The following is a 20,740-nucleotide window of genomic DNA, read 5'->3' as shown; positions in this document are numbered from 1 at the left end:
CTTAGTTCGTTGCAGGAGGAGCCGACAGCTTGGTGCCAAGGTTCGTGTCGAGGTACAACGCCGGCGTTTTGCCACCGTTGGTGAAGTCGAACAGCGACGCGATGCTCCCCGTCGTCGCATCGTGCGATCCGTTGCCGATGCGGGTGCCGCCGAGCCAGTTGTCTTCGATGAACCTGACAACCGAAGCCTGAGTGACCGCCGTGTGGTCAACGTAGTTGCTACGTGCGTACGGCGAGATCACCAGAAGCGGAACACGCGTTCCCGGGCCGCAACGGCCGTTGACAGCCGCGCCTGTCACGCCGACGCCTTGCTTCGCGCCCGTTGCGTTGCAGGTGCCCGCGCCGTTCAGCTGGTCGGCGGTGGCGTCAAACGACGAAGTCGTCGGCGTCGCATAAGCGTGGTCGTACCAGCCATCCGAATCGTCGTACGTGATGATGACGGCGGTGTTCTTCCAGTCCGGCTGTTGTTGCAGGAAGTTGACGACCTTCGTGATGAACGCCTGCTCGTCGATCGGATCCGAGTTGCCCGGGTGCGCATCGCCGACGGCCGGTGCCTTCAGGTAGCTGACCGACGGGAAGTTGCCCGCCGAGACGGCCGTGAAGAAGTCGTTGACGTCGTATTGATGGTGCACCGGCGTAGCCGTCGAATCGAGCGGGTCGGTCTGCCCAATCAGCGCGGTCGACGTCGGGCGCGTGTGCGCCAGGTTGGCCGTCGTAGCGTAGTACTGGAACCAGTTGTGGTGAGGTACGTAGTCCGTCTTCGTTGCGCCGAGGACCGACGAGTAGGTACTGCGCTTGCACGCCGTGGTGCCGTTCGAGTTGGTGGCGCTCAGGTCGAAGCCGCCCATGAAGCCGCCCCACGTAATGCCTTTCGCGTTGAGGAGGTCACCGATGTTTTTGTTATTCGAGCTCAGCGTGGCCTGGCCGCTCGACGTCGAGGTGTTGCACACGTCCCCGGTCGGGTCGGAATCGCCGTTCATCGTGAAGCTGCCCGCGCCGTCGGCAATCACGTTGTCGCCTTGAGCGGCACCGTTCGCAGGAATAGCGCCGTTGGTCTGGCCGGAAACCACCTCGAGCGCGCCCGGTGTCGACGGACCGTACGTGTCGGTGTACATGTTGTCGCTCATCGCGAAGTTCTGCGCGTAATTCCACAGCGCGGTAACCGTGTTGCCGTCGAAATAGCCCATCACGAGACCCGGCGTGCCGAACGTCGAACCGCTGCCGGTGCTGTTGTTACCCGTGTACTTGGGGAACAGGTCCGCCGCGCCATTGTTGTAGGCGAGCTGTTCCTTCATGTAGTCGTGCGACTGGCCGTTGGTGTTGGCCTGGCTGCGGTCGAGGCGGAACGGATTGATACCGCTGCCTGCGGAGGCCGCGTTGTTCGCCGTGTTCAGGAAGTTCGGGTTGCTCGTCAGAAGCGAATTCTGATTCAGATTGTTGATCTGGGCCGGCGTGTTCGCCGCCGTGAACGCCGGTTCACCGGCCGGGTTCTGCGCGTTCGGATAGGTGCCGAAGTAGTGATCGAAAGAACGATTCTCACCGAAGATCACGACGAGGTGCTTGATCGGCGTTGCCGTGGCCAACGCGTCCTGGGCGGATACGGTAGCAGCCGGTGTGGAGGCCGGCGCGGATGCAGTCGAAGGAGAGCTGACGCTGCTGTTTCCGCATGCGCTCAGCACGAACAGTGCGGCGGCAAACGGAATGGGCAAAAGGGCTTTACGGAACATTCTTTGGTGGCTCCACATTCGCGGTCCAGCCCTTCCATCGATAGGTATGAACGGTGCTGGAAATTGTTGTTAGAAGCGTAACGGCCGACGCCAGTGATTGCAGCCCGGGCATTGGACCATCAAAAAATGAAAATTTTCGGGCGAAACGCCGACTATTGCCTTACGTGAACCCGACTGTATTCGTGCATTTTTTTCGCAAATAGCGCGACGGATTTCTCCCGCTGCCGCGTTCAAGTAGAAACGGGGCCGTCCTGGGCACCGACTTGTCCCAGCCTTGAAGGGAGAAATCGACATGAACACCAACCGCATCAGTCGTTTGCTCGGTTCCACGCTGAGCGCCGCGCTGTGCTGCGCGGCCACGCTGACCGCCGCGCCGGCCTCCGCACAAGTGATGATCGCGCCGATGGCACCGCCGCCGCCGCGCGTCGAAGTCGTGCCCGCGCCACGGGACGGCTATGTGTGGGATCAGGGCCGCTGGCGCTGGGAGCACGGCCGCTATGCGTGGGTGCCGGGCCACTGGCAGCCGGTGCGCCTCGGCTATCACTGGGTGCCCGGGCATTGGGCGCAACGTGGGCCGCACTGGCGCTGGATCGAAGGACATTGGGCTTGAACGAGGCTCGCGATGAAAACACTCGTGATGATTCTGCTGGCGGCCTCGCTCGCCGGCTGTGTGGTCTATCCGGCACGCCCGGCCTATTACCGGCCGGCGCTCGTCGTATATTGACCGCGTACGTGATACGAGGCCGGATAGCGGCGTAGCGGCACGACAACATAACGACACGACAGCTGAAGGAGCGGCGGCAAGTGAACGACGTTGATTTCGTGATGCGGTCCTCACGCGAAAGCGCGCGCGTGATGCCGCGACCGAGCCGCACGCCTTGAGCGACGCACCACCCGATCCGGACGCCGAGCTGATCGCGCGGGTGGGCCGCGCGGAGCCCGGCGCGGTCCGCTCGCTGGTCGCGCGCAAGCTGCCGCGGCTACTTGCGCTCGCCACGCGCATGCTCGGCGATCGTATGGAAGCGGAGGACATCGCGCAGGAGGTCTTCGTGCGAATCTGGAAACAGGCGGCCCGCTGGCGTGAAGGCGAAGCGAAGTTCGACACGTGGATGCATCGGGTCGCGCTCAATCTCTGCTATGACCGTCTGCGCGGCTCGCGCGAAGACCCGAGCGACGAACTGCCCGATTCGGCCGATCCCGCCGCGCCGCCCGACGCGCGGCTCGAAGCACGTGCCGACCACGCGCGCGTGCGCGCGGCGCTCGCCGCGCTGCCGGCGCGACAGCGCGAGGCACTCGTGCTGACCTACTACCAGGAGATGTCGAACCTCGACGCTGCGGCCTTGATGGGCGTCAGCGTCGATGCGCTGGAGAGTCTGCTGGGCCGCGCGCGCCGCGGTTTGCGCGCTCAACTGGCCGGCAGCGGCCTTAGCAAGGACAAGTCATGACGCCCGAAAGATTCCATCAGATCGTTGCAGCTTACGGTGCCGACGCGCGCCGCTGGCCGGAGCGCGAACGCGAAGCCGCGCAGGCGTGGGCGCGCGCGCATCGCGACGAAGCCGATGCGGCGCTGAGCGATGCGGCCAGCCTCGACGCGTGGCTCGCCGCCGACGAGCTCGAGCCGCCGAGCCTCGAATTGCAGCGTCGCATCATCGACCGCGCGCCGTCCCGACGCCCAGCCGCGCGCTGGCGTTTGTGGTGGTCGGGCGCGGCGGTGGCAGGTGTCGGGCTGCTCGGCGGCGTGGCGGGGGCGTTCGCGGTGTCGTTCTTCGTGCTGGCTGAGAACGCGCCGGTCGTGCATGAATCCTCGTATCTGACTTCGAGCTTCGGCGGCAGCTCCGCCGATTGGAGCGGCGAATGAACGGGCGCTCGTGGAAATTTGCGCTGCTGGGCTCGGTGGTGCTCAACGTGTTCCTGCTCGGCGCGATCGCCGGCGGCGCGTATCAATGGTTCGCCGCGCACGGTGCGAATCCGCCGGCGGCGGCGCAGGACCGGCGCGCGCTGCGGTTCGCCGCCGAGCCGCTGTCGGCGCAGCAGCGGCAGGCGTTTATCGACGGCCTGAAGAGCGCGCGGCGCGACGGGCGCCAATATGCGCGCGACGCTCGCGAAGGGCGTCGTGAGGTGCTGCGTCTGCTGGCCGCGCCGAAGTTCGATCGCGCCGCACTCGATGCCGCGCTCGCGCGCACGCGCGCGGCCGACGTCAGCCTGCGCGCGATGGTCGAAGCGAGCGTCGCCGATTTCGCGGCGACGCTGACGCCCGAGGAGCGCGTCGAATTCGCCGAGAGTTTGAAGTTGCGCGGGCAATGGCGCGAAGCGCAGCCGGCGCCGAACGCGAAAAAACCGGCGGCGAATGCCGCATCGAGCGAATAAAAAATGCGCGCGATGACGACGGGTTTCAGCGTGTCGGCCGTTTAACGGACATGCAGGTGTCCTACCCGCGACGAGGATCGTATGGCCAACTCACCGAACCTGAATGCCGCGGCGATCGCACTGAACCGCTTCGGCCTCGGCGCGCGCGCCGACGACACGCCGCCCGCCGATCCGAAGGGCTGGCTGCTCGCGCAGTTCGAGCAGTATCAGCCGCGGCCCGACGCGTGGGCGAACCAACCCGATTCGATCGCATTGTCGACGCAGCTCGTGCAGCAGCGCATGCAGATGGAGCAGCAGTCGAAACAGAAGGCGGGCGAGGAGACCGACCCGAGCCAGAATGCGAACAACACCGCAGCACCCAGCCAGACCGACGCGCAAGCCGCCAGGCAAGCCGAAAGAAAAGCACTGCGCGTCGAAATCCTCGACATGTACCGCTCGTCGGTCAATGCGCGCGTCGCAAGCGCGCTGACCACGCAGACGCCGTTCATCGAACGCCTCGTGCATTTCTGGGCGAATCACTTCGCGGTGTCGACCGAAAAGCCCGGCGTCGCGGCGCTCGCCGGGTCGTTCGAAGCGGAGGCGATTCGCCCGCACGTGCTCGGCCGTTTCGAGGACATGCTGGTGGCCGTCGAGCGTCATCCGGCCATGCAGCTGTTCCTCGACCAGACCCGCTCGGTCGGTCCCGACAGCATGGCCGCGCTGCGCGCCGCGCAGCGCAATCCGGACAACAAACGCGGACTCAACGAGAACCTCGCGCGCGAGATCATGGAACTGCATACGCTCGGCGTGCGCAGCGGCTATAGCCAGGACGACGTGACCGAGTTCGCGCGTGCGCTGACCGGCTGGAGTCTCGTCGGCAATCCGGGGAACGGCGGCGCCAATGCAAACCGCCGCGCGCTGGAACAGAACGGCGAACCCGGCAGCTTCGTGTTTCGTCCCGCGCTGCACGAGCCCGGCTCGCGCACGATCATGGGACGCCGCTACGACGAAGCCGGCGAACAGCAGGCGCTCGCGATCCTGCACGACCTCGCGCACGCACCGGCCACCGCGCAGCATATCGGCACGAAGCTCGCGCGCCATTTCGTCGCCGACAATCCGCCACCTGGCGTCAGCGAACGTCTGGCCGATGCGTTCACGCGCAGCGACGGCGATCTGCCGGCCGTCTATCGCGCGTTGATCGATACGCCGCAAGCGTGGTCGCCGGCCGCGGTGAAGTTCAAGACGCCGTGGGAGTGGACCATCTCGTCGATGCGCGGACTTGGCTGGCACGAGCCCGGCAATCTGCAGAGCGCGCCGATCCTCACGCAGCTTGGCCAGCCGGTGTGGCGGCCCGGTTCACCCGCCGGCTACGACGATATCGCCGCGAGCTGGGCCGCGCCCGATGCGCTCGTGCGCCGCGTCGAAGTCGCGCAACGTTTCGCCGCGCGCGTGGGTGACCGGCTCGATGCGCGCTCGCTCGGCCAGACCTTGCTGGCTGGCTCGCTCAGCGAGCCGACGGCCACGGCGGTGTCGCGCGCGGAAAGCGCATCGACGGCGATCGCGCTGCTGCTCGTATCGCCCGATTTGCAACGGAGATGAACGCCATGCTGTCACGCCGTCAGTTTCTGAGCGTCGCCGCCGCCGGTGCCGGCGCACTGCTCGTGTCGCCGCGGATTGCGTTCGCGCATGTCGCGACCGACCGCCGCTTCGTGTTCGTGATCCAGCGTGGCGCGGCCGACGGGCTGAACATCGTCGTGCCGTACGCGGACCCCGCGTATGCGACGCTGCGCGGGCCGCTCGCGATCGATGCGTCGAACGCGCCGCATCTGGACGGCACGTTCGCGCTGCATCCGGCGCTCGCGCAGATGGCGAAGCTGTACGCGCAGCGCGAGGCGTTGTTCGTGCACGCGGTCGCCTCGCCGTATCGCGACCGCTCGCATTTCGACGGACAGAACGTGCTGGAAACCGGCGGCACGTCGCCGTATCAGACGAAGGACGGCTGGCTCAACCGGCTCGCCGCGCAACTGCCCGCCACCCGCGAAAACGCGATCGCGTTCGCGCCGACCGTGCCGATGGCGCTGCGCGGGCCCGCGGCGGTGACCTCGTATGCACCGTCGGCCTTGCCGCAGGCGCCCGATGATCTGCTCGCGCGCGTGTCGCAACTGTACGAGCACGACGCGCAGCTGCGTGCGCTGTGGGAATCGGCGATGGCGGCGCGCGGCCTTGCGGGCGACGCTGGCGCGCGCCAGGACCCGGCGAGCCTCGGCAAGCTCGCGGCCAGTTTTCTGGCGCGCGACGACGGTCCGCGCATCGCGATGATCGAGACCGGCGGGTGGGACACGCACAGCGCGCAGAACACGCGGCTCGCGAATCAACTGAAGGCACTCGACACGATGCTCGCGGCGTTGCGCGACGGCATGGGTTCATCGTGGAGCAAGACCACGGTGCTGGTCGCGACGGAGTTCGGCAGGACCGCCGCCGCGAACGGCACGGGCGGCACCGATCACGGCACCGGCTCGGTCGCGATGGTGCTCGGCGGGTCGGTGCAGGGCGGACGCGTGATGGCGGATTGGCCGGGCCTCGCGCCGCATCAGCTGTATCAGTCGCGCGACCTGAAGCCGACCGCCTCGCTCGATGCGTTGATCGCCGGCACCGCGAGTGAAAGTCTCGGGCTCGATCCCGAACGGACGGCGGCAGCGCTGTTTGGCCGGACCATGGCGGGCAGACCGATGACGGGCGTCGTGCGGGCGTGACGCGTTGATCGTCGGTGCAGCGAGCGAAAGTATTGCGCTCGCTCCGGAGCGCACCGCGGCCGCGCTATTCGGCCGGACGATCGCGGCCGGGCCGTTGGCGAGGCTGGGGCGGGGCAGGTGAAGCGGCGGGCGTCGCGTGAACCGAGCGCTCGCCGACGCGATGATAGCGGCGGCCGTAGTAGATCAGCGCATCGCCCGCGCCCTGCGTGCGCGCGGCTTTCACCGCGCAGAAGAACACCGTGTGCGTACCGACTTCGGTCACCGACTCGATCTCGCAGTCGAGCGACGCGAGCGCGTCCTGCAACACCGGCGCGCCGGTTGCGAGGTCGTCCCATTGCGCGGCGGCGAAGCGCTCTTCGATCGCGAGCGCGCTCGTGGCGAAGTGCGCGGCAAGCGCCTGCTGCTCGGCGCTCAGCACGTTCACGCAGAGCTTGCCGTTGCTGCGAAACGCCGCGTTGTTGCGGCTGCTGCGGTTGATGCAAACGAGCAGGGTGGGCGGCTCGTCGGTGACGCCGCAGACCGCCGACGCGGTGCAGCCTGCAAGGCCGGCTTTGCCGTCGCTGCTGATGATGTTGACAGCCGCGCCAAGCCCGGCCATCGCGTCGCGGAACGTGCTCTTGTCAAGCATGGGGGCCTCTGCTGGAAGTCGGGTTCGCCAAAACAACGGTGATCGAGTTAGCCGCGAGCCTCGTCGTCCGGCGCCGCCGCGCAAGCCGGCGAACGGAAGCGCGCCGCCGTGTGGCTCTCAGGCAGCCGCGCATGGCCGAACAGCTTTTCGCGCAGCGTGCCGTTACGATACGCGCGCTTGTACGCGCCACGTTCCTGTAGCAGCGGCACGACCAGTTCGATGAAATCGTCGAAGCACTCGGGCACGACGGTGCGCGACAGATTGAAGCCATCGACACCGGTTTCCTCGGTCCACGCGATCAGATCGTTGGCGATTTTGTCGGCCGAACCGACGAGCGGCTGCTGGCGGCTGCCGAGCACCATCTGTTCGAGCAGCTTGCGCTTCGTCCATTGCGGACCGGCCGCGCGCGTCATCGCTTCGACGTTCGACACGATCGCCTGGCTCTTGCCCGTTTCGATCGGCTCGTCGAGGTCGTAGCGCGCGAAGTCGATGCCAAGCGACGCGGCCGCGTGCACCAGCGCCGCCTCCGAGCTCACATAGCGGCGGTACTCCTCGAATTTCTCCCGCGCTTCCTGATCGGTGCGGCCCGTGATCACGGTCTGGCCGAGCAGTACCTTGATGTCGTCGGCGCGGCGGCCGCTGGCGACCGCGTGCGCGCGGATGTCGTCGACGATCGTCTTGACCGCCGGCTTCGCCTGGCCGTTGACGAACACACACTCCGCGTGTGCCGCCGCGAACTGTTTGCCGCGCGCGGACGAACCGGCCTGATACAGCACCGGCGTGCGCTGCGGCGACGGCTCCGCGAGATGCATCGCATCGACGCGGTACTGCTTGCCGTGGTGATGGATCACGTGGACCTTCGACGCGTCCGCATAGACGCCGCGCGCCTTGTCGCGCAGCACCGCGCCGTCTTCCCAGCTGCATTCCCACAGCTTGTACACGAGCTCCATGTACTCGTCGGCGAGATCGTAGCGGTCGTCGTGCGCCATCTGGCCGCTCAGGCCGATCGCGCGCGATGCGCTGTCCAGATAGCCGGTCACGATGTTCCAGCCGACCCGGCCGCGCGTCAGATGATCGAGCGTCGACATGCGGCGCGCGAACAGAAACGGCTGCTCGACCGACAGATTCGACGTGACGCCGAACGACAGATGCCGCGTGAGCGCGGCCATCGCCGGAATCAGCAGCGTCGGATCGTTGACCGGCACCTGCACGGCGCCGCCGATTGCCGCGTCCGGGCTGCCGCCGTAGACGTCGTACACGCCGACCACGTCCGCGAAAAAGATGCCGTCGAACAGGCCCGCTTCGAGCTTGCGCGCGTAGTCGGTCCAGTACTGCAGATCCGTGTAGCGCGTGGACTGATCGCGCGGATGGGTCCACAGCCCTTGCTGGATGTGGCCTACGCAGTTCATGTCGAACGCGTTGAGAACGATTTCCTTCGGCATGGTGTGTTCCTGCTGATGAGCGGGTTCGGGCGATGGCGTTTCGTTTAATATAGTGGACGAAAAATCACTATGCAAGACATGGTTGGCTGGCTGTGCCGGTTGCGGTGGTCGTAGCGGCCTGAACTGGTCTGCGCTGATCCTGGCGCTGCTGCGTCAAAGGTAATCAGCTTGGCGTAGGCCGTGCCGGGGCAGCAAGCCCGCCAACGCAACCGGCATGGCATGGGAGGTGAAGGCATTGCGAGTCTCGACTCAATCGCTTATCGTCTCGATGAGTTTCGATAAGAAAGGATGCCCATGCGACCGTCCGTTGTTCTCGACATGAAGCGCAGCGTAGTGCGCGAAGCGACGAGTCGCTTCCGCGCAGCGAACCCGCGCGTGTTCGGCTCGGTGCTGCACGGCACCGACCGGGACGGCAGCGACCTCGATCTGCTGGTCGATGCGCTGCCAGGGGCGACGCTGTTCGACCTGGGGGGGGTACAGGATGAACTGGAAGCGCTACTCGGCGTCCACGTCGATCTGCTGACCCCGGCCGACCTGCCGCAGAAGTTCCGGGCCAAGGTGCTTGCGCAGGCGCAGCCGGTATGAACGAGAACCGCTTGCCGGACTACCTCGACCACATGCAGCAAGCCGCAACCGATGCTTGCAGTGCAAACGGCGCTACCAGAGCTACTGAAACAACTGCCTGCCGCGTGCCAGGATGCCGAAGATGAAGACCGCAAGGACGATGGAATGAAGCAATGACCGAGCGGATGGAGTTGACGGAACTGAAGGCAACTATCTCGGCCGCCGGCGGCAACGAACTCGTCAATCGGCACTGTCACGCCACGATCATCGACTACCCCCGTGTCTCGACGCAGGATCAGAACCTTGAGTCGCAACAAGAGGCCTTGACCAAGGCCGGTTGTCGGAAGGTCTTTGAGGATAAGGTGCCCCCACTTGCGCAACGACGACCCCGCCATGTCCGAAACTTCCGCCATCGATCTGACCCAGGCGATCTCCGCGCGCGTGAAGACCGAGCGCGAGGCGCGCAACTGGTCGCTCGCCGAGCTGGCCGAGCGCTCGGGTGTATCGAAGGCGATGATCAGCAAGATCGAGCGTGGCGAGGCGAGTCCGACCGCGACGGTGCTCGGGCGGCTGTCGGGCGCGTTCGGGCTGACGCTGTCCACGTTGCTCGCACTCGCTGAGCAGACCGGCGAGCGGCTCGTGCGTCATGCGGACCAGTCGCTGTGGGAGGACCCCGAAACCGGCTATACGCGGCGGCGCATTTCACCGCCGACCGGCGGCGTGTTGGAACTGCTCGAAATCGAATTGCCGACTGGGGTGAGGGTGCCTTATCCGTCGGATGCGTTCGTGTTTCAGCATCAGCAGATCTGGGTCACGCAAGGGGTGCTGACGTTTCGCGAGGGCGCGCTCACGCACCGGCTCGAAGCGGGGGATTGTTTGCAACTCGGTGCGCCGGTCGAATGCGAGTTCTTCAATGCGGGCACCGAGGTGTGCAGATACGTGGTGGGGTTGGTGCGGCGCTGAGTTGCGTCCAGCTTGTGCTCAGCTCCCGCCACTCCCGCGGGATGGCAGGCCCAGGGTGAGTCTGTTGGTCACCGAGGTCACGCCCGGCACGCCTTTCGCAACATCGCCGGCCTGCTGGATCATTTCGCCCTGAGGCACCGAGCCGGTCAACGTCACTGCGCCGCCGCGCGCCCGCACGAACACGTTCGATACATTGAAGCCCGGCGCTTTACCGAGCGCGCGCCGCACGTCGCGGCCGAGCTTGCGATCTGCCGCACGCGTCGATTGGGCGGTCGTGGCCGGCGCAGGCGCCGTGGCGGCGGGCGCCTGCGCGTCGCTCGCCTGGGCATAGGCGCTGGATGCGGTTGCCACGCACAATGCAATACCGAGCACCTTCAAAAGATTGACTGTTTTCACGGTTTCACCATCCTCGATAAGTTGATGTCGCTTCGTTGCATGTTAGAAACTTCGCGCTTTGTCGAGCTGGTCTGGACTCTGGGAAGCGCCTGTCTTGTAGAGGAGTGGTGGTGTTGGCGCTTCCGGCGCGGTTAAAAGATACTCCTGACGGCGCGGACATGCCAAACAACTGAATCGCGGAAGGAAGTGCGTGCGGCTTGATTCCAGCACGGTGAGACACAGGCACCGGCATACGACGCAGCCGACTATAAGCGCGGGCGCGCGGCGGCTAGTTTGTCCCAGAACGACGGAGGTAACGAAATACTCGAATCTCCTTCACCGCCATCTCCGCGGGAAAATTCGACGGACGGACCGAGATAACGGGGCGGCGAATACGGATTCAGCGAGTATCGCAGACCCGTTGACCAGAAAAGATCGGGGACAGGCGTGCTGAACGTGCGCTGTGCAAGCAGCTTCCCAGTTTTTGCATCGAATAGCCTGCCGACATATTCAGGGCTTCCACTGCGGCCCGGAATCCATCGCAACAGGCAAAGCTCTGCCGTGTACAGGCCGTGGGCAGGTGCCGATTTGCGACACTCGCTTCCTTGCGGAGTATGGTCGAACAGACCGAGATAAAGCACGGCAATGAGACCCGCTAACAATGCGACACGCGTAGAGATGCGTTTCATAGATAGAGCACGATCGGCGGAAAGTTTTGAACGAAGCGACGGTCCGAGTAGATGATGAAATCGATCCGCGCCACTATTGTTCATGAGTCAATCTCGGCAAAACCCGGAGAATTCTGAAAGCGAGGCCGCAGGGGTCGTCCACGCTCCCGACCCGCATCCCGCTATTTGGCAGTAAGCTCCCGTTGACGGGTTCGCGTGGAGGCTGCGCGACCCGGCGTGTGGTTCACGATTCGCAGCCGCAACTCGTACGTTATTGCCAATTTTTTCAGGGGATATCAGTGATGAAGAGCTTCGCCATTAAACGAATCATGCTGGGCGTTTCGGCCGTCGCACTGATGGCCGGTACGATTCCGCTCGCGCTCGCGCAGGGCTCGACGGACGCCGCAGCCCAGCCTGGCGCGACGACGACCACCCCAAAGCCGACCAAGGCAGAGCGCAAGGCAGAGCGCAAACAGGCTCGCGCGAAAAAGAACGCCGAGTTGAAGAAACTCGAAGACGCGGGCTACCAGCCGGCGCAGAACGATCCGAACTATCCGGACAAGCTGCAGGCAGCCCAGAAGAAGGCCGGCGTTGGTGCGCCTGCCAGCCAGTAACGGACAGGCGGACGCCCGGCGTGGCATTCATCGTTGATGAGGCACCGGGCAGTTGCGAGGCGCGATCATGGCAACGAAACATGAAGTGAAACGCTACAAGGCGAATCTCTCCGACGAACTGCACAGCGCCACCCTCTATGAGACGCTCGCACAGGTCGAGAAAGACGAGACCCGCAAGCAGGTCTATCAGGATCTCGCGCAATCCGAACACAGCCACGCGCAAGTGTGGGCCGACAAGCTCAGAGCCAATGGCATCGAACCGAAGGGCCGTGGCCATGCGGTCAAGACGCGTCTGATGAAGGGGCTCGTGCGCGTGTGCGGCGCGGACTTCGTGCTGCCGACGCTCGCCGCAGCCGAATACGCGGACCGCAACAAATATCAAGGCCAACGCGACGCGGGCCACATGTCGGCCGACGAACATCATCACGCGGCCGTGGTGCAGACGCTCGCGAGCACCGGCAATGCCAACCTGTCGTCCGGCGCGCGCATTGCCGCGGCCGAGTCGTGGCACAAGGGCGCCGCGTCGGGCAACGATCTGCGCGCGGCGGTTCTCGGCGCGAACGATGGCCTCGTGTCCAACTTCTGCCTGATCATGGGCGTCGCCGGCGCGGGCACCGGCAACAAGGCGATCCTGTTGACCGGCCTCGCCGGGCTGATCGCCGGTGCCTGTTCGATGGCGCTCGGCGAATGGCTGTCGGTTACCAATGCGCGCGAACTCGCGAGCACGCAGATCGCCAAGGAAGCCGAGGAGATCGAAGAACAGCCCGAAGCGGAGGAGCACGAGCTCGCGCTGATCTACCGCGCGAAAGGGCTCGACGCGAGCGAGGCGAAACGCGTGGCCTCGCAGATGATGCGCGACAAGGACAAGGCGCTCGACACCCTCACGCGCGAGGAGCTAGGTCTCGATCCGGCGGAACTGGGCGGCAATCCGTGGTCGGCGGCGGGTGTGTCGTTCTGCTTGTTCTCGCTCGGCGCGATTTTCCCGGTGATGCCTTTCCTGTGGACACGCGGCGTCAGCGCAATCGTGCAGTGTGTCGTGCTGAGCATGCTGGCGCTCGCGTCGATCGGCGTGTTCACGTCGTTGTTCAACGGACGCAGCGCGGGGTTTTCGGCGCTGCGCCAGATCGTCATCGGGCTCATCGCGGCAGGGTTCACGTTCGGCGTCGGGCGCTTGCTGGGCGTGTCGATTTCCTGAACCCGGCGCCTCTCAGGCCTCTCGCGCTCGCCGCCGTCCGGGAGCGCCGCTTGCTCTGTTGCGACACGCTCCGCGCGCGCGCCAACCCGTGTCAATCCTTTCTCCCACAAGGGTTTGCTCGCCGCGCCGAGCGTCCACGGCATGGCCGGGTGTCGCATTTCCTCATGTGGTTGTCGGAATTAGTCGGTTAGCCGCACTTTTTTCTGGCAACTATGTAGGCACAGCGCGGACGGACGTCCGCGAGCGAGGAGAGCGTTCGATGAATTCCCCCAAGGTCGTGGTCGAAGGGCTGTGCAAGGTGTTCGGCAGCAACCCGAAACAGGCGCTCGCGATGCTGGCCAGCGGCGCCACGAAAGAAGAGGTGTTTGCCCGCACCGGTCAGATCGTCGGCGTCCACAACGCGTCGTTCGAGGTTCGCGAGGGCGAGATCTTCGTGCTGATGGGCCTGTCCGGCTCGGGCAAGTCGACGCTGATTCGCCTGATCAATCGGCTCGTCGAGCCCAGCGCCGGCAAAGTGCTGATCGACGGCCGCGATGTCGCGGGCGTGCCGCGCGCCGAGCTGACCGCGCTGCGCCGCAAGGACATGAGCATGGTGTTCCAGTCCTTCGCGCTGATGCCGCAGCGCAACGTGCTGGCCAACGCGGCGTTCGGGCTTGAGGTGGCGGGGGTCGGCCGCAAGGAGCGCGAGGCGCGGGCGCTGACGGTGCTCGAACAGGTCGGCCTTGCGCCGTTCGCGCAGAAACTGCCGGCCGAGTTGTCGGGCGGCATGCAGCAGCGCGTCGGGCTCGCGCGCGCGCTCGCGGTCAACCCGTCGCTGATGATCATGGACGAGGCGTTCTCCGCGCTCGATCCGCTCAAGCGCAAGGAGATGCAGAACGTGCTGCTCGATCTGCAACGCGAGCAGCAGCGCACGATCCTGTTCGTGTCGCACGATCTGGAGGAGGCGATGCGCATCGGCACGCGCATCGCGATCATGGAAGGCGGCCGTGTCGTGCAGATCGGCACGCCGCGGGAAATCATCAAGAACCCGGCCGACGACTACGTGCGCGCGTTCTTCGAAGGCATCGACACGAGCCGCTATCTGACGGCCGGCGATCTGATGCAGACCGACGACGTGCCGCTGATGCACGCGCCGCAGATCGACGCGTCGAGCGTTGCCGCGACGCTCAACGGCAGCGCCGACTACGCGTTCGTGCTCGATAGCGAGCGCCGGATTCGCGGCTTCGTGTGCCGCGATGCGACGGGCAGCGCGTCGCCGCAGCTCAACCAGATCGAATGCATCCGCCGCAGCACGCCGCTCGACGACGTGGTCGCGCGCGTGGTGGCGAGCCGCGCGCCGCTGCCGGTCGTCGATGCGGACGGCTCCTACTGCGGTTCGGTCAACAAGACGAACGTGCTGAACGTTCTCACGCGCCATCGAGGTTCCCATGTCTGAAGTCATTCCAGTTGGCGCGTGGGTCGATCGCGGCGTTCACTACCTGCTCGATCATGATGCGCAGACCTTCGACACGATCGGCAAGGTCATCGAGAGTTTCGCCGCGGCGGTCGAGCACGGTTTGCAGGCCGTGCCGATGTGGGCGCTGATGGCGTTTTTCGTCGGCATCGGCTTGTGGCGCGTCGGCTGGCGCTTCGCGCTGTTCACGCTGGCGGCGCTGCTGCTGATCTACGGCACCGGCTTCTGGGATCAGATGGTGATCACGCTCGGCCTCACGCTGTCATCGACGGTGATCAGTCTCGTGCTCGGCGTGCCGCTCGGCATCTGGATGGCGAAGAGCCGCGCCGTCGAAATGATCGTGCGCCCGGTGCTCGATCTGATGCAGACGATGCCCGCGTTCGTCTACCTGATCCCGGCCGCGATGCTGTTCGGTCTCGGCCGCGTGCCGGGCATCCTGTCGACGGTGATCTTCGCGATGCCGCCCGCGGTGCGTCTGACCGCGCTCGGCATCAAGCACGTGAATCGCGAAATCGTCGAAGCGGGACAGGCGTTCGGCTGCACGCCGTGGCAACTGCTGTACAAGGTGCAGTTTCCGAACGCGCTGCCGTCGATCATGACCGGCGTGAACCAGACCATCATGATGGCGCTGTCGATGGTGATCATCGCGTCGATGGTCGGTGCGGGCGGCCTCGGCAACGACGTGCTCGCGAGCATCCAGCGGCTCGATATCGGACTCGGCTTCGAAAGCGGCATGTCGGTCGTGATGCTGGCGATCATTCTGGACCGCATCACCGAGAGCTTCGGCCGGGCGCCGGGCAAGGTACGCGCGCCCCTGTTCGCCGGTTTGCGCAATGCGATGAAAGTGCGCCGCGAGCCGGCGGCGCAACACGGTTGATGGCCTGATTCGATACGTCCATGAAGCGCGACGCAATCGCCTCCGCCGAAGCCGATGCGCGGCTGTGCGCCGTCGCGCACGTCGGCTTCCTGACGCTGCCGAACTTCTCGATGATCGCGTTCACGAGCGCGGTCGAGGTGCTGCGCATGGCGAACTACGTGGGCCGCGCGCAGCACTACCGGTGGTCGGTGATCACGCCGGACGGCGAGCCGGCGCGCGCGAGCAACGGCATCACGGTGAAACCGACCACCACGCTCGCCGAGGCCGGCATGCCGGACCTGCTGTTCGTGTGCGCGGGCTGGCACGTGCGCGAGTATGTGAACGACGCGGTGATCGCGCTGCTGCGCGAGGCGGCCGCGCACCGCGTGCCGCTCGGCGGGATCTGCACGGGTCCGTATGCGCTGCTCGCGGCCGGGCTGCTCGACGGCTATCGCGCGACCGTGCATTGGGAGGACATGTCGCCGTTGCACCAGCGCTATCCGCATGTGCATTTCGACGACGAACTGTTCGTGATCGACCGCGACCGGCTGACCTGCACCGGCGGAACCGCGCCGCTCGATCTGATGCTGCATCTGGTGGGCATGCGGCTGGGGGCCTCGGTGGCCGCGCAGGTGTCCGAGCAATTCATCGTCGAGCGGATTCGCGGCTCGACCGATTACCAGCACATTCCGGTCGACGCACGGGTCGGCCTGTCGCGCACCGAACTGATCGAAGTGGTGCGGCTGATGGAAGCGAACATCGAGGAGCCGCTATCGCTCGACGAACTCGCCCGGCTCGTCAACCTGTCGCAGCGTCATTTGCAACGGATGTTCAAGCTATTCCTGAACGTGTCGCCGACGCATTACTACCTGAGCTTGCGGCTGCGCCGCGCGCGCGATCTACTGCGCAATACCGACGCGTCGATCGCGCGCGTGACCACGGTGTGCGGTTTTCATTCTCCGTGTCATTTCAGCAAGGCCTATCGCGCGCAGTTCGGACATGCGCCGAGCGTCGAGCGGCGCATGCCGGAGTAGCGGGTGCCGCGGCCTCGCATGCCGCGCGGATTCAGATCGCCTGCGCGCGGCCCGGAAACGTTTCGTCGTAGCACGAGCCGTCGTCGGCTTGCTGCGCCGTGCCGCGCTGCTCGCGATACATCATCGGCGGCACGCCGAACTGTTTGCGAAATTCCCGTCCCAGGTGTGAGGCGTCCGAAAAGCCGCAGCTCGACGCGATATCGGCGACGGTTTTGTCTGAGCTCGTCAACAACCACGCGGCGGTGCGCAGGCGCACCTGCTTCGCGTAGGCCTGCGGCGCCTTGCCGGTCTGCGCCTTGAACAGCCGTTCGAGCTGACGCGGCGACAGATCGAGCTTGCCCGCCAGTTCGTCGAGCGGCAGCGCGCGGCCCACGTGCTGCTCCATCAGCAGGATCGCGCGCTTGACCTTCGGATGCGAGGCCGGCGCGAGCCCGGGCGGATGCGGCTGCGGTGCGTTGCCTTTCTGCAGGTCGTCGACGAGCAGGATGCGCAGCGCCTTCTGCACCGTCGCCGTTTCGAAATGACGCAGCAGGATCGCGGCGGCGACGTCGATCGACGCGCGGCCGCCGGAACAGGTGATGCGCCGCCGGTCGATCACGAACAGCCGGTCGGCGACCAGCATCTGTTCGTCGACCGACGGAAAGCGCTCGATGAAATCCCAGTAGTGAAACCAGCTCACGCAGATCCGATGGCCGTCGAGCACGCCCGCGCGCATCAGCGAGAACACGCCGGTGCACATGCCGACCAGCGTCGCGTCGCGGGCGGCGGCGCGGCGGATAAACGCGAGCGTCGCCTCGCTCGCGGCCGGCCCCGAGTGCAGCAGTCCGCCGACCACCACCACGTAGTCGAACTTCCCAGCGGTCTCGAAAGTTTCCCACGGCGTGATCTGGATGCCGCAACTCGCCCGCACCGGAGCCAGGGTTTCCCCGATCACGCTCCACGAACAGCGCACCGGCTTGCTGAAGTCGCCTTCGTCGGCGGACAGGCGCAGCAGGTCGACGAAACCCGAGAATGCGGTCAGCGTGAAGTTCGGCAGCAGGACGATGCCGAAGCGGATGCGCTGCTTCGTGGCTGTGTCGAGTGAAGGAGGGGCAAGCGTTTCAGCGGAATTCATGCGCGCGGCGGGTCGGTGAAAAGAACGGCGAAAGGGGAACGAACGTTGACCGAAACGGTGAAGCCGAGGATAGCACCACGGACCTTCAGCATTGCCGGCCGCAATCGGGCCGCCTGTCGCAAATGCGTCCCAAGTCATCGCAAATGCGCCGGGAGACCCGCGTGGCGGCTCACTTGACGACGCCATCCCATTGCGATGCCGTTTTTATTCTATCGATCCGGCCCGGCGTGCGGTGCAATAGACGCACATTCCATCCGGGCGCATGTGTCGAGTCGAAGCGCTTCCGGCCATCGCAACACGCAAGACACAACGCACAAGGCACGCCATGAACGTCAGCGTCTTCGATCTGTTCAAGATCGGCATCGGTCCATCCAGCTCGCACACGGTCGGGCCGATGATCGCCGCATGCCGCTTCGCATCGCACATCGAGGACGCGAATCTGCTCGGCTTCGTGCGGCGCGTCAGAGCCGAGCTGTTCGGCTCGCTCGGCGCGACCGGCAAGGGCCACGGCACCGACAAGGCGGTGCTGCTCGGCCTCGAAGGCAATCTGCCCGACCGGCTCGATCCTGAGCTGATCGAGCCGCGGCTGCGCGCGATCCGCGAGACCCGACAGCTCGTGCTGCTCGGCAAGCATGCGGTCGCGTTCGACGAGCGCGAACATGTCGGCTTCTTGCGCAAGCTGATGCCGGGCGCGCCGGGCTCGGGCGTCGTGCATCCGAACGGCATGCGCTTCCAGGCCTTCGACGAGAACGGTCAACTGCTCGTCGAAAAAGAGTACTTCTCGATCGGCGGCGGCTTCGTCGTCAATCGCGACGGCGACCGCGTGAACGGCCGGCGCGCCAACGCGGAGGTGCCGTATCCGTTTCGCACCGGCGACGATCTGATGCGCGTGTGCCGCGAAAGCGGCCTGTCCATCGCCGAAGTGACGTTGCGCAACGAATGCGCGACCCGGCCCGAGCACGAAGTGCGCGAGGGCCTGCTGGCGATCTGGCGCACGATGGCCGCGTGTGTCGAGCGCGGTTGCAAGGTGCGCGGCGAGTTGCCCGGCCCGATGCACGTGAAGCGTCGCGCGGCCGAGCTATGCGAGCGCTTGCGCGCACGCTCGGAGGAATCGCTGCGCGACCCGCTGTCGATGCTCGACTGGGTCAACCTGTACGCGATGGCCGTCAACGAGGAGAACGCCGCGGGCGGCCGGGTCGTCACCGCGCCGACCAATGGCGCGGCCGGCGTGATCCCGGCCGTGCTGCACTACTACGTGAAATTCATGCATGCGGCGAACGACGCCGGCATCGTCGACTTCCTGCTGACCGCCGCGGCGATCGGCATCATCTACAAGGAAACGGCGTCGATCTCCGGCGCCGAGGTGGGCTGCCAGGGCGAAGTGGGCGTGGCCTGCTCGATGGCCGCCGCCGCGCTCGCGGCCGTGATGGGCGGCACGCCCACCCAGGTCGAGAACGCCGCCGAAATCGGCATGGAACACAACCTCGGCATGACCTGCGATCCGGTCGGCGGGCTGGTGCAGATTCCGTGCATCGAGCGCAACGCGATGGGCGCGATCAAGGCGATCAACGCGGCCCGCCTCGCGATGAAGGGCGACGGCAAGCACGTGGTGTCGCTCGACAGTGTGATCCGCACCATGCGCGAAACCGGCGCCGACATGAAGACGAAATACAAGGAGACGTCGCGCGGCGGACTGGCCGTGAACGTCATCGAGTGTTGAACCGCTACACCGCATCTGCAAAACCGCAAAGGAACGACGATGAGCCGCTATTCGATATTCAGCCTGCTACGCAACGGGATGTCGTATCACGAGAACTGGGAGCGGCAATGGCGCAGCCCCGAGCCTAAACGTGAATACGACGTCGTGATCGTGGGCGGCGGCGGGCACGGTCTCGCGACCGCGTACTACCTCGCGAAGGAGCATGGCGTGCGCAATGTCGCGGTGCTCGAGAAGGGCTGGATCGGCGGCGGCAACACCGCGCGCAATACGACGATCGTGCGGTCGAACTACCTGTGGGACGAATCCGCCGCGCTCTACGAGAAGGCGATGAAGCTGTGGGAAGGGCTCGCGCAGGATCTGAACTACAACGTGATGTTCAGCCAGCGCGGCGTGATGAATCTCGCGCATACGCTGCAGGACGTGCGCGACACCGAACGCCGCGTCAACGCGAACCGCCTGAACGGCGTCGACGCCGAATTTCTCACGCCCGCGCAGATCAAGGAACTCGAGCCGACCATCAATCTGAACAGCCGCTACCCGGTGCTCGGCGCATCGATCCAGCGGCGCGGCGGCGTGGCCCGGCACGATGCGGTGGCGTGGGGCTTCGCGCGCGGCGCCGATCAGGCCGGCGTCGATATCGTGCAGAACTGCCAGGTCGTCGGCATTCGCCGCGACGGCAGCCAGGTGACGGGCGTCGACACGACCAAGGGTTTCATCAAGGCGAAGAAGGTCGCGGTGGTCGCGGCCGGCAACACGTCGACGCTCGCCGACATGGCCGGCGTGCGGCTGCCGCTCGAAAGCCATCCGTTGCAGGCGCTGGTGTCGGAGCCGATCAAGCCGGTCGTCAACACGGTCGTGATGTCGAATGCGGTCCACGCGTATATCAGCCAGTCCGACAAGGGCGATCTCGTGATCGGCGCGGGCGTCGATCAGTACACGGGCTTTGGGCAGCGCGGCAGCTTCCAGATCATCGAGGGTACGCTCGAGGCGATCGTCGAGATGTTCCCGGTGTTTTCCCGCGTGCGGATGAACCGGCAGTGGGGCGGCATCGTCGACGTGTCGCCGGACGCGTGCCCGATCATCAGCAAGACCGATGTGAAGGGACTGTATTTCAACTGCGGCTGGGGGACGGGCGGCTTCAAGGCGACGCCCGGCTCGGGATGGGTTTGTGCGCACACGATCGCGAAGGACGAACCCCATCCGTTGAACGCGCCGTTTTCGCTGGACCGGTTCTATACCGGTCATCTGATCGATGAGCATGGCGCTGCCGCCGTGGCCCACTAGTCGAC

Annotated in this window: 20 protein-coding genes and 2 pseudogenes; 16 read left to right on the top strand and 6 right to left on the bottom strand. The window is 65.8% G+C overall.

Annotated elements, in window-relative coordinates; all coding sequences use genetic code 11:
* Position 1: 1 nt before the first annotated feature.
* Positions 2-1,726 carry a phospholipase C gene (locus tag F6X39_RS11845; RefSeq protein WP_187616769.1) on the bottom strand — a complete coding sequence of 575 codons (1,725 nt, stop codon included), beginning with the start codon at positions 1,724-1,726 and terminating at the stop codon, positions 2-4.
* A gap of 292 nt (positions 1,727-2,018) precedes the next feature.
* On the opposite strand from F6X39_RS11845, the gene F6X39_RS11840 reads away from it, so the two are divergent.
* The 6 genes and pseudogenes from F6X39_RS11840 to F6X39_RS11815 all read left to right on the top strand — a co-directional run bounded on the left by F6X39_RS11840 (position 2,019) and on the right by F6X39_RS11815 (position 6,825).
* Entirely contained in the window at positions 2,019-2,336 is a 318-nt protein-coding gene (locus tag F6X39_RS11840) for a YXWGXW repeat-containing protein (protein WP_187616768.1), read from the top strand.
* Between the two features lie 244 nt (positions 2,337-2,580).
* Positions 2,581-3,171 (top strand): annotated as a pseudogene (locus tag F6X39_RS11835) (RNA polymerase sigma factor); the annotation flags it as partial.
* Complete coding sequence (locus F6X39_RS11830; protein WP_187616766.1) at positions 3,168-3,584, top strand: hypothetical protein; 417 nt, start codon at positions 3,168-3,170, stop codon at positions 3,582-3,584. The pseudogene F6X39_RS11835 and the gene F6X39_RS11830, both read left to right, overlap by 4 nt.
* Positions 3,581-4,093 carry a periplasmic heavy metal sensor gene (locus tag F6X39_RS11825; RefSeq protein ID WP_090805856.1) on the top strand — a complete coding sequence of 171 codons (513 nt, stop codon included), beginning with the start codon at positions 3,581-3,583 and terminating at the stop codon, positions 4,091-4,093. The genes F6X39_RS11830 and F6X39_RS11825 overlap by 4 nt, the downstream gene beginning before the upstream one ends.
* Before the next feature lie 81 nt (positions 4,094-4,174).
* A complete protein-coding gene (locus tag F6X39_RS11820) occupies positions 4,175-5,671 on the top strand; it encodes a DUF1800 family protein (protein ID WP_187616765.1) in 1,497 nt (498 codons plus the stop codon).
* 5 nt (positions 5,672-5,676) lie between these two features.
* Positions 5,677-6,825 (top strand): DUF1501 domain-containing protein, encoded by a 1,149-nt coding sequence (locus F6X39_RS11815; RefSeq protein ID WP_187616764.1) that lies wholly within the window; start codon positions 5,677-5,679, stop codon positions 6,823-6,825.
* Positions 6,826-6,889: 64 nt separating this feature from the next.
* Here the strand turns inward: F6X39_RS11815 and F6X39_RS11810 are convergent, their stop codons facing one another.
* Both F6X39_RS11810 and F6X39_RS11805 read right to left on the bottom strand, forming a co-directional pair.
* Positions 6,890-7,453, bottom strand: a complete 564-nt coding sequence (locus tag F6X39_RS11810; RefSeq protein ID WP_187616763.1) for a flavin reductase — start codon at positions 7,451-7,453, stop codon at positions 6,890-6,892.
* 47 nt (positions 7,454-7,500) lie between these two features.
* Positions 7,501-8,895: an LLM class flavin-dependent oxidoreductase gene (locus tag F6X39_RS11805; protein ID WP_187616762.1), complete on the bottom strand. Its 1,395-nt coding sequence runs from the start codon at positions 8,893-8,895 to the stop codon at positions 7,501-7,503.
* Between the two features lie 294 nt (positions 8,896-9,189).
* Here F6X39_RS11805 and F6X39_RS11800 point away from each other — a divergent pair, with 294 nt between their 5' ends.
* From F6X39_RS11800 to F6X39_RS11790, 3 genes and pseudogenes are all read left to right on the top strand, one after another.
* A complete protein-coding gene (locus F6X39_RS11800; protein WP_187616761.1) occupies positions 9,190-9,480 on the top strand; it encodes a nucleotidyltransferase family protein in 291 nt (96 codons plus the stop codon).
* Between the two features lie 242 nt (positions 9,481-9,722).
* Positions 9,723-9,848 (top strand): annotated as a pseudogene (locus F6X39_RS36760) (recombinase family protein); the annotation flags it as partial.
* A 4-nt stretch (positions 9,849-9,852) separates the two neighbouring features.
* Positions 9,853-10,422 carry a helix-turn-helix domain-containing protein gene (locus F6X39_RS11790; RefSeq protein ID WP_184046833.1) on the top strand — a complete coding sequence of 190 codons (570 nt, stop codon included), beginning with the start codon at positions 9,853-9,855 and terminating at the stop codon, positions 10,420-10,422.
* 18 nt (positions 10,423-10,440) lie between these two features.
* Here the strand turns inward: F6X39_RS11790 and F6X39_RS11785 are convergent, their stop codons facing one another.
* Positions 10,441-10,818 (bottom strand): BON domain-containing protein, encoded by a 378-nt coding sequence (locus F6X39_RS11785; RefSeq protein ID WP_187616760.1) that lies wholly within the window; start codon positions 10,816-10,818, stop codon positions 10,441-10,443.
* Positions 10,819-11,063: 245 nt separating this feature from the next.
* Positions 11,064-11,570 carry a hypothetical protein gene (locus tag F6X39_RS11780; protein WP_187616759.1) on the bottom strand — a complete coding sequence of 169 codons (507 nt, stop codon included), beginning with the start codon at positions 11,568-11,570 and terminating at the stop codon, positions 11,064-11,066.
* A 197-nt stretch (positions 11,571-11,767) separates the two neighbouring features.
* On the opposite strand from F6X39_RS11780, the gene F6X39_RS11775 reads away from it, so the two are divergent.
* The 5 genes from F6X39_RS11775 to F6X39_RS11755 all read left to right on the top strand — a co-directional run bounded on the left by F6X39_RS11775 (position 11,768) and on the right by F6X39_RS11755 (position 16,617).
* Entirely contained in the window at positions 11,768-12,079 is a 312-nt protein-coding gene (locus tag F6X39_RS11775) for a hypothetical protein (protein ID WP_187616758.1), read from the top strand.
* A gap of 67 nt (positions 12,080-12,146) precedes the next feature.
* On the top strand, positions 12,147-13,274 hold the full coding sequence (locus F6X39_RS11770; RefSeq protein WP_187616757.1) for a VIT1/CCC1 transporter family protein: 1,128 nt from the start codon (positions 12,147-12,149) through the stop codon (positions 13,272-13,274).
* Between the two features lie 259 nt (positions 13,275-13,533).
* The gene (locus F6X39_RS11765; RefSeq protein ID WP_187616756.1) at positions 13,534-14,709 is read left to right on the top strand and encodes a glycine betaine/L-proline ABC transporter ATP-binding protein; all 1,176 of its coding nucleotides are present in this window, start codon (positions 13,534-13,536) and stop codon (positions 14,707-14,709) included.
* Complete coding sequence (gene choW / locus F6X39_RS11760) at positions 14,702-15,604, top strand: choline ABC transporter permease subunit (protein ID WP_187616755.1); 903 nt, start codon at positions 14,702-14,704, stop codon at positions 15,602-15,604. The genes F6X39_RS11765 and choW overlap by 8 nt, the downstream gene beginning before the upstream one ends.
* A gap of 20 nt (positions 15,605-15,624) precedes the next feature.
* Positions 15,625-16,617, top strand: a complete 993-nt coding sequence (locus F6X39_RS11755; RefSeq protein WP_187611347.1) for a GlxA family transcriptional regulator — start codon at positions 15,625-15,627, stop codon at positions 16,615-16,617.
* A 31-nt stretch (positions 16,618-16,648) separates the two neighbouring features.
* On the opposite strand, the gene F6X39_RS11750 is transcribed toward F6X39_RS11755, so the two are convergent.
* Complete coding sequence (locus F6X39_RS11750) at positions 16,649-17,731, bottom strand: GlxA family transcriptional regulator (RefSeq protein ID WP_187616754.1); 1,083 nt, start codon at positions 17,729-17,731, stop codon at positions 16,649-16,651.
* A 325-nt stretch (positions 17,732-18,056) separates the two neighbouring features.
* Between F6X39_RS11750 and F6X39_RS11745 the strand changes: the two genes are divergently transcribed.
* Positions 18,057-19,451, top strand: coding sequence for an L-serine ammonia-lyase (locus F6X39_RS11745; RefSeq protein ID WP_187616753.1), 1,395 nt, complete (start codon positions 18,057-18,059; stop codon positions 19,449-19,451).
* A 39-nt stretch (positions 19,452-19,490) separates the two neighbouring features.
* On the top strand, positions 19,491-20,735 hold the full coding sequence (locus F6X39_RS11740) for a sarcosine oxidase subunit beta family protein (protein ID WP_187616752.1): 1,245 nt from the start codon (positions 19,491-19,493) through the stop codon (positions 20,733-20,735).
* The last annotated feature ends 5 nt before the right edge of the window (positions 20,736-20,740 follow it).

The organism is Paraburkholderia sp. UCT2 (genome assembly GCF_014397665.1).
Classification (GTDB): domain Bacteria; phylum Pseudomonadota; class Gammaproteobacteria; order Burkholderiales; family Burkholderiaceae; genus Paraburkholderia; species Paraburkholderia tuberum.
The sequence above is the reverse complement of the archived record's forward strand: the minus strand, read 5'-3'. Positions and strand labels throughout refer to the sequence as shown.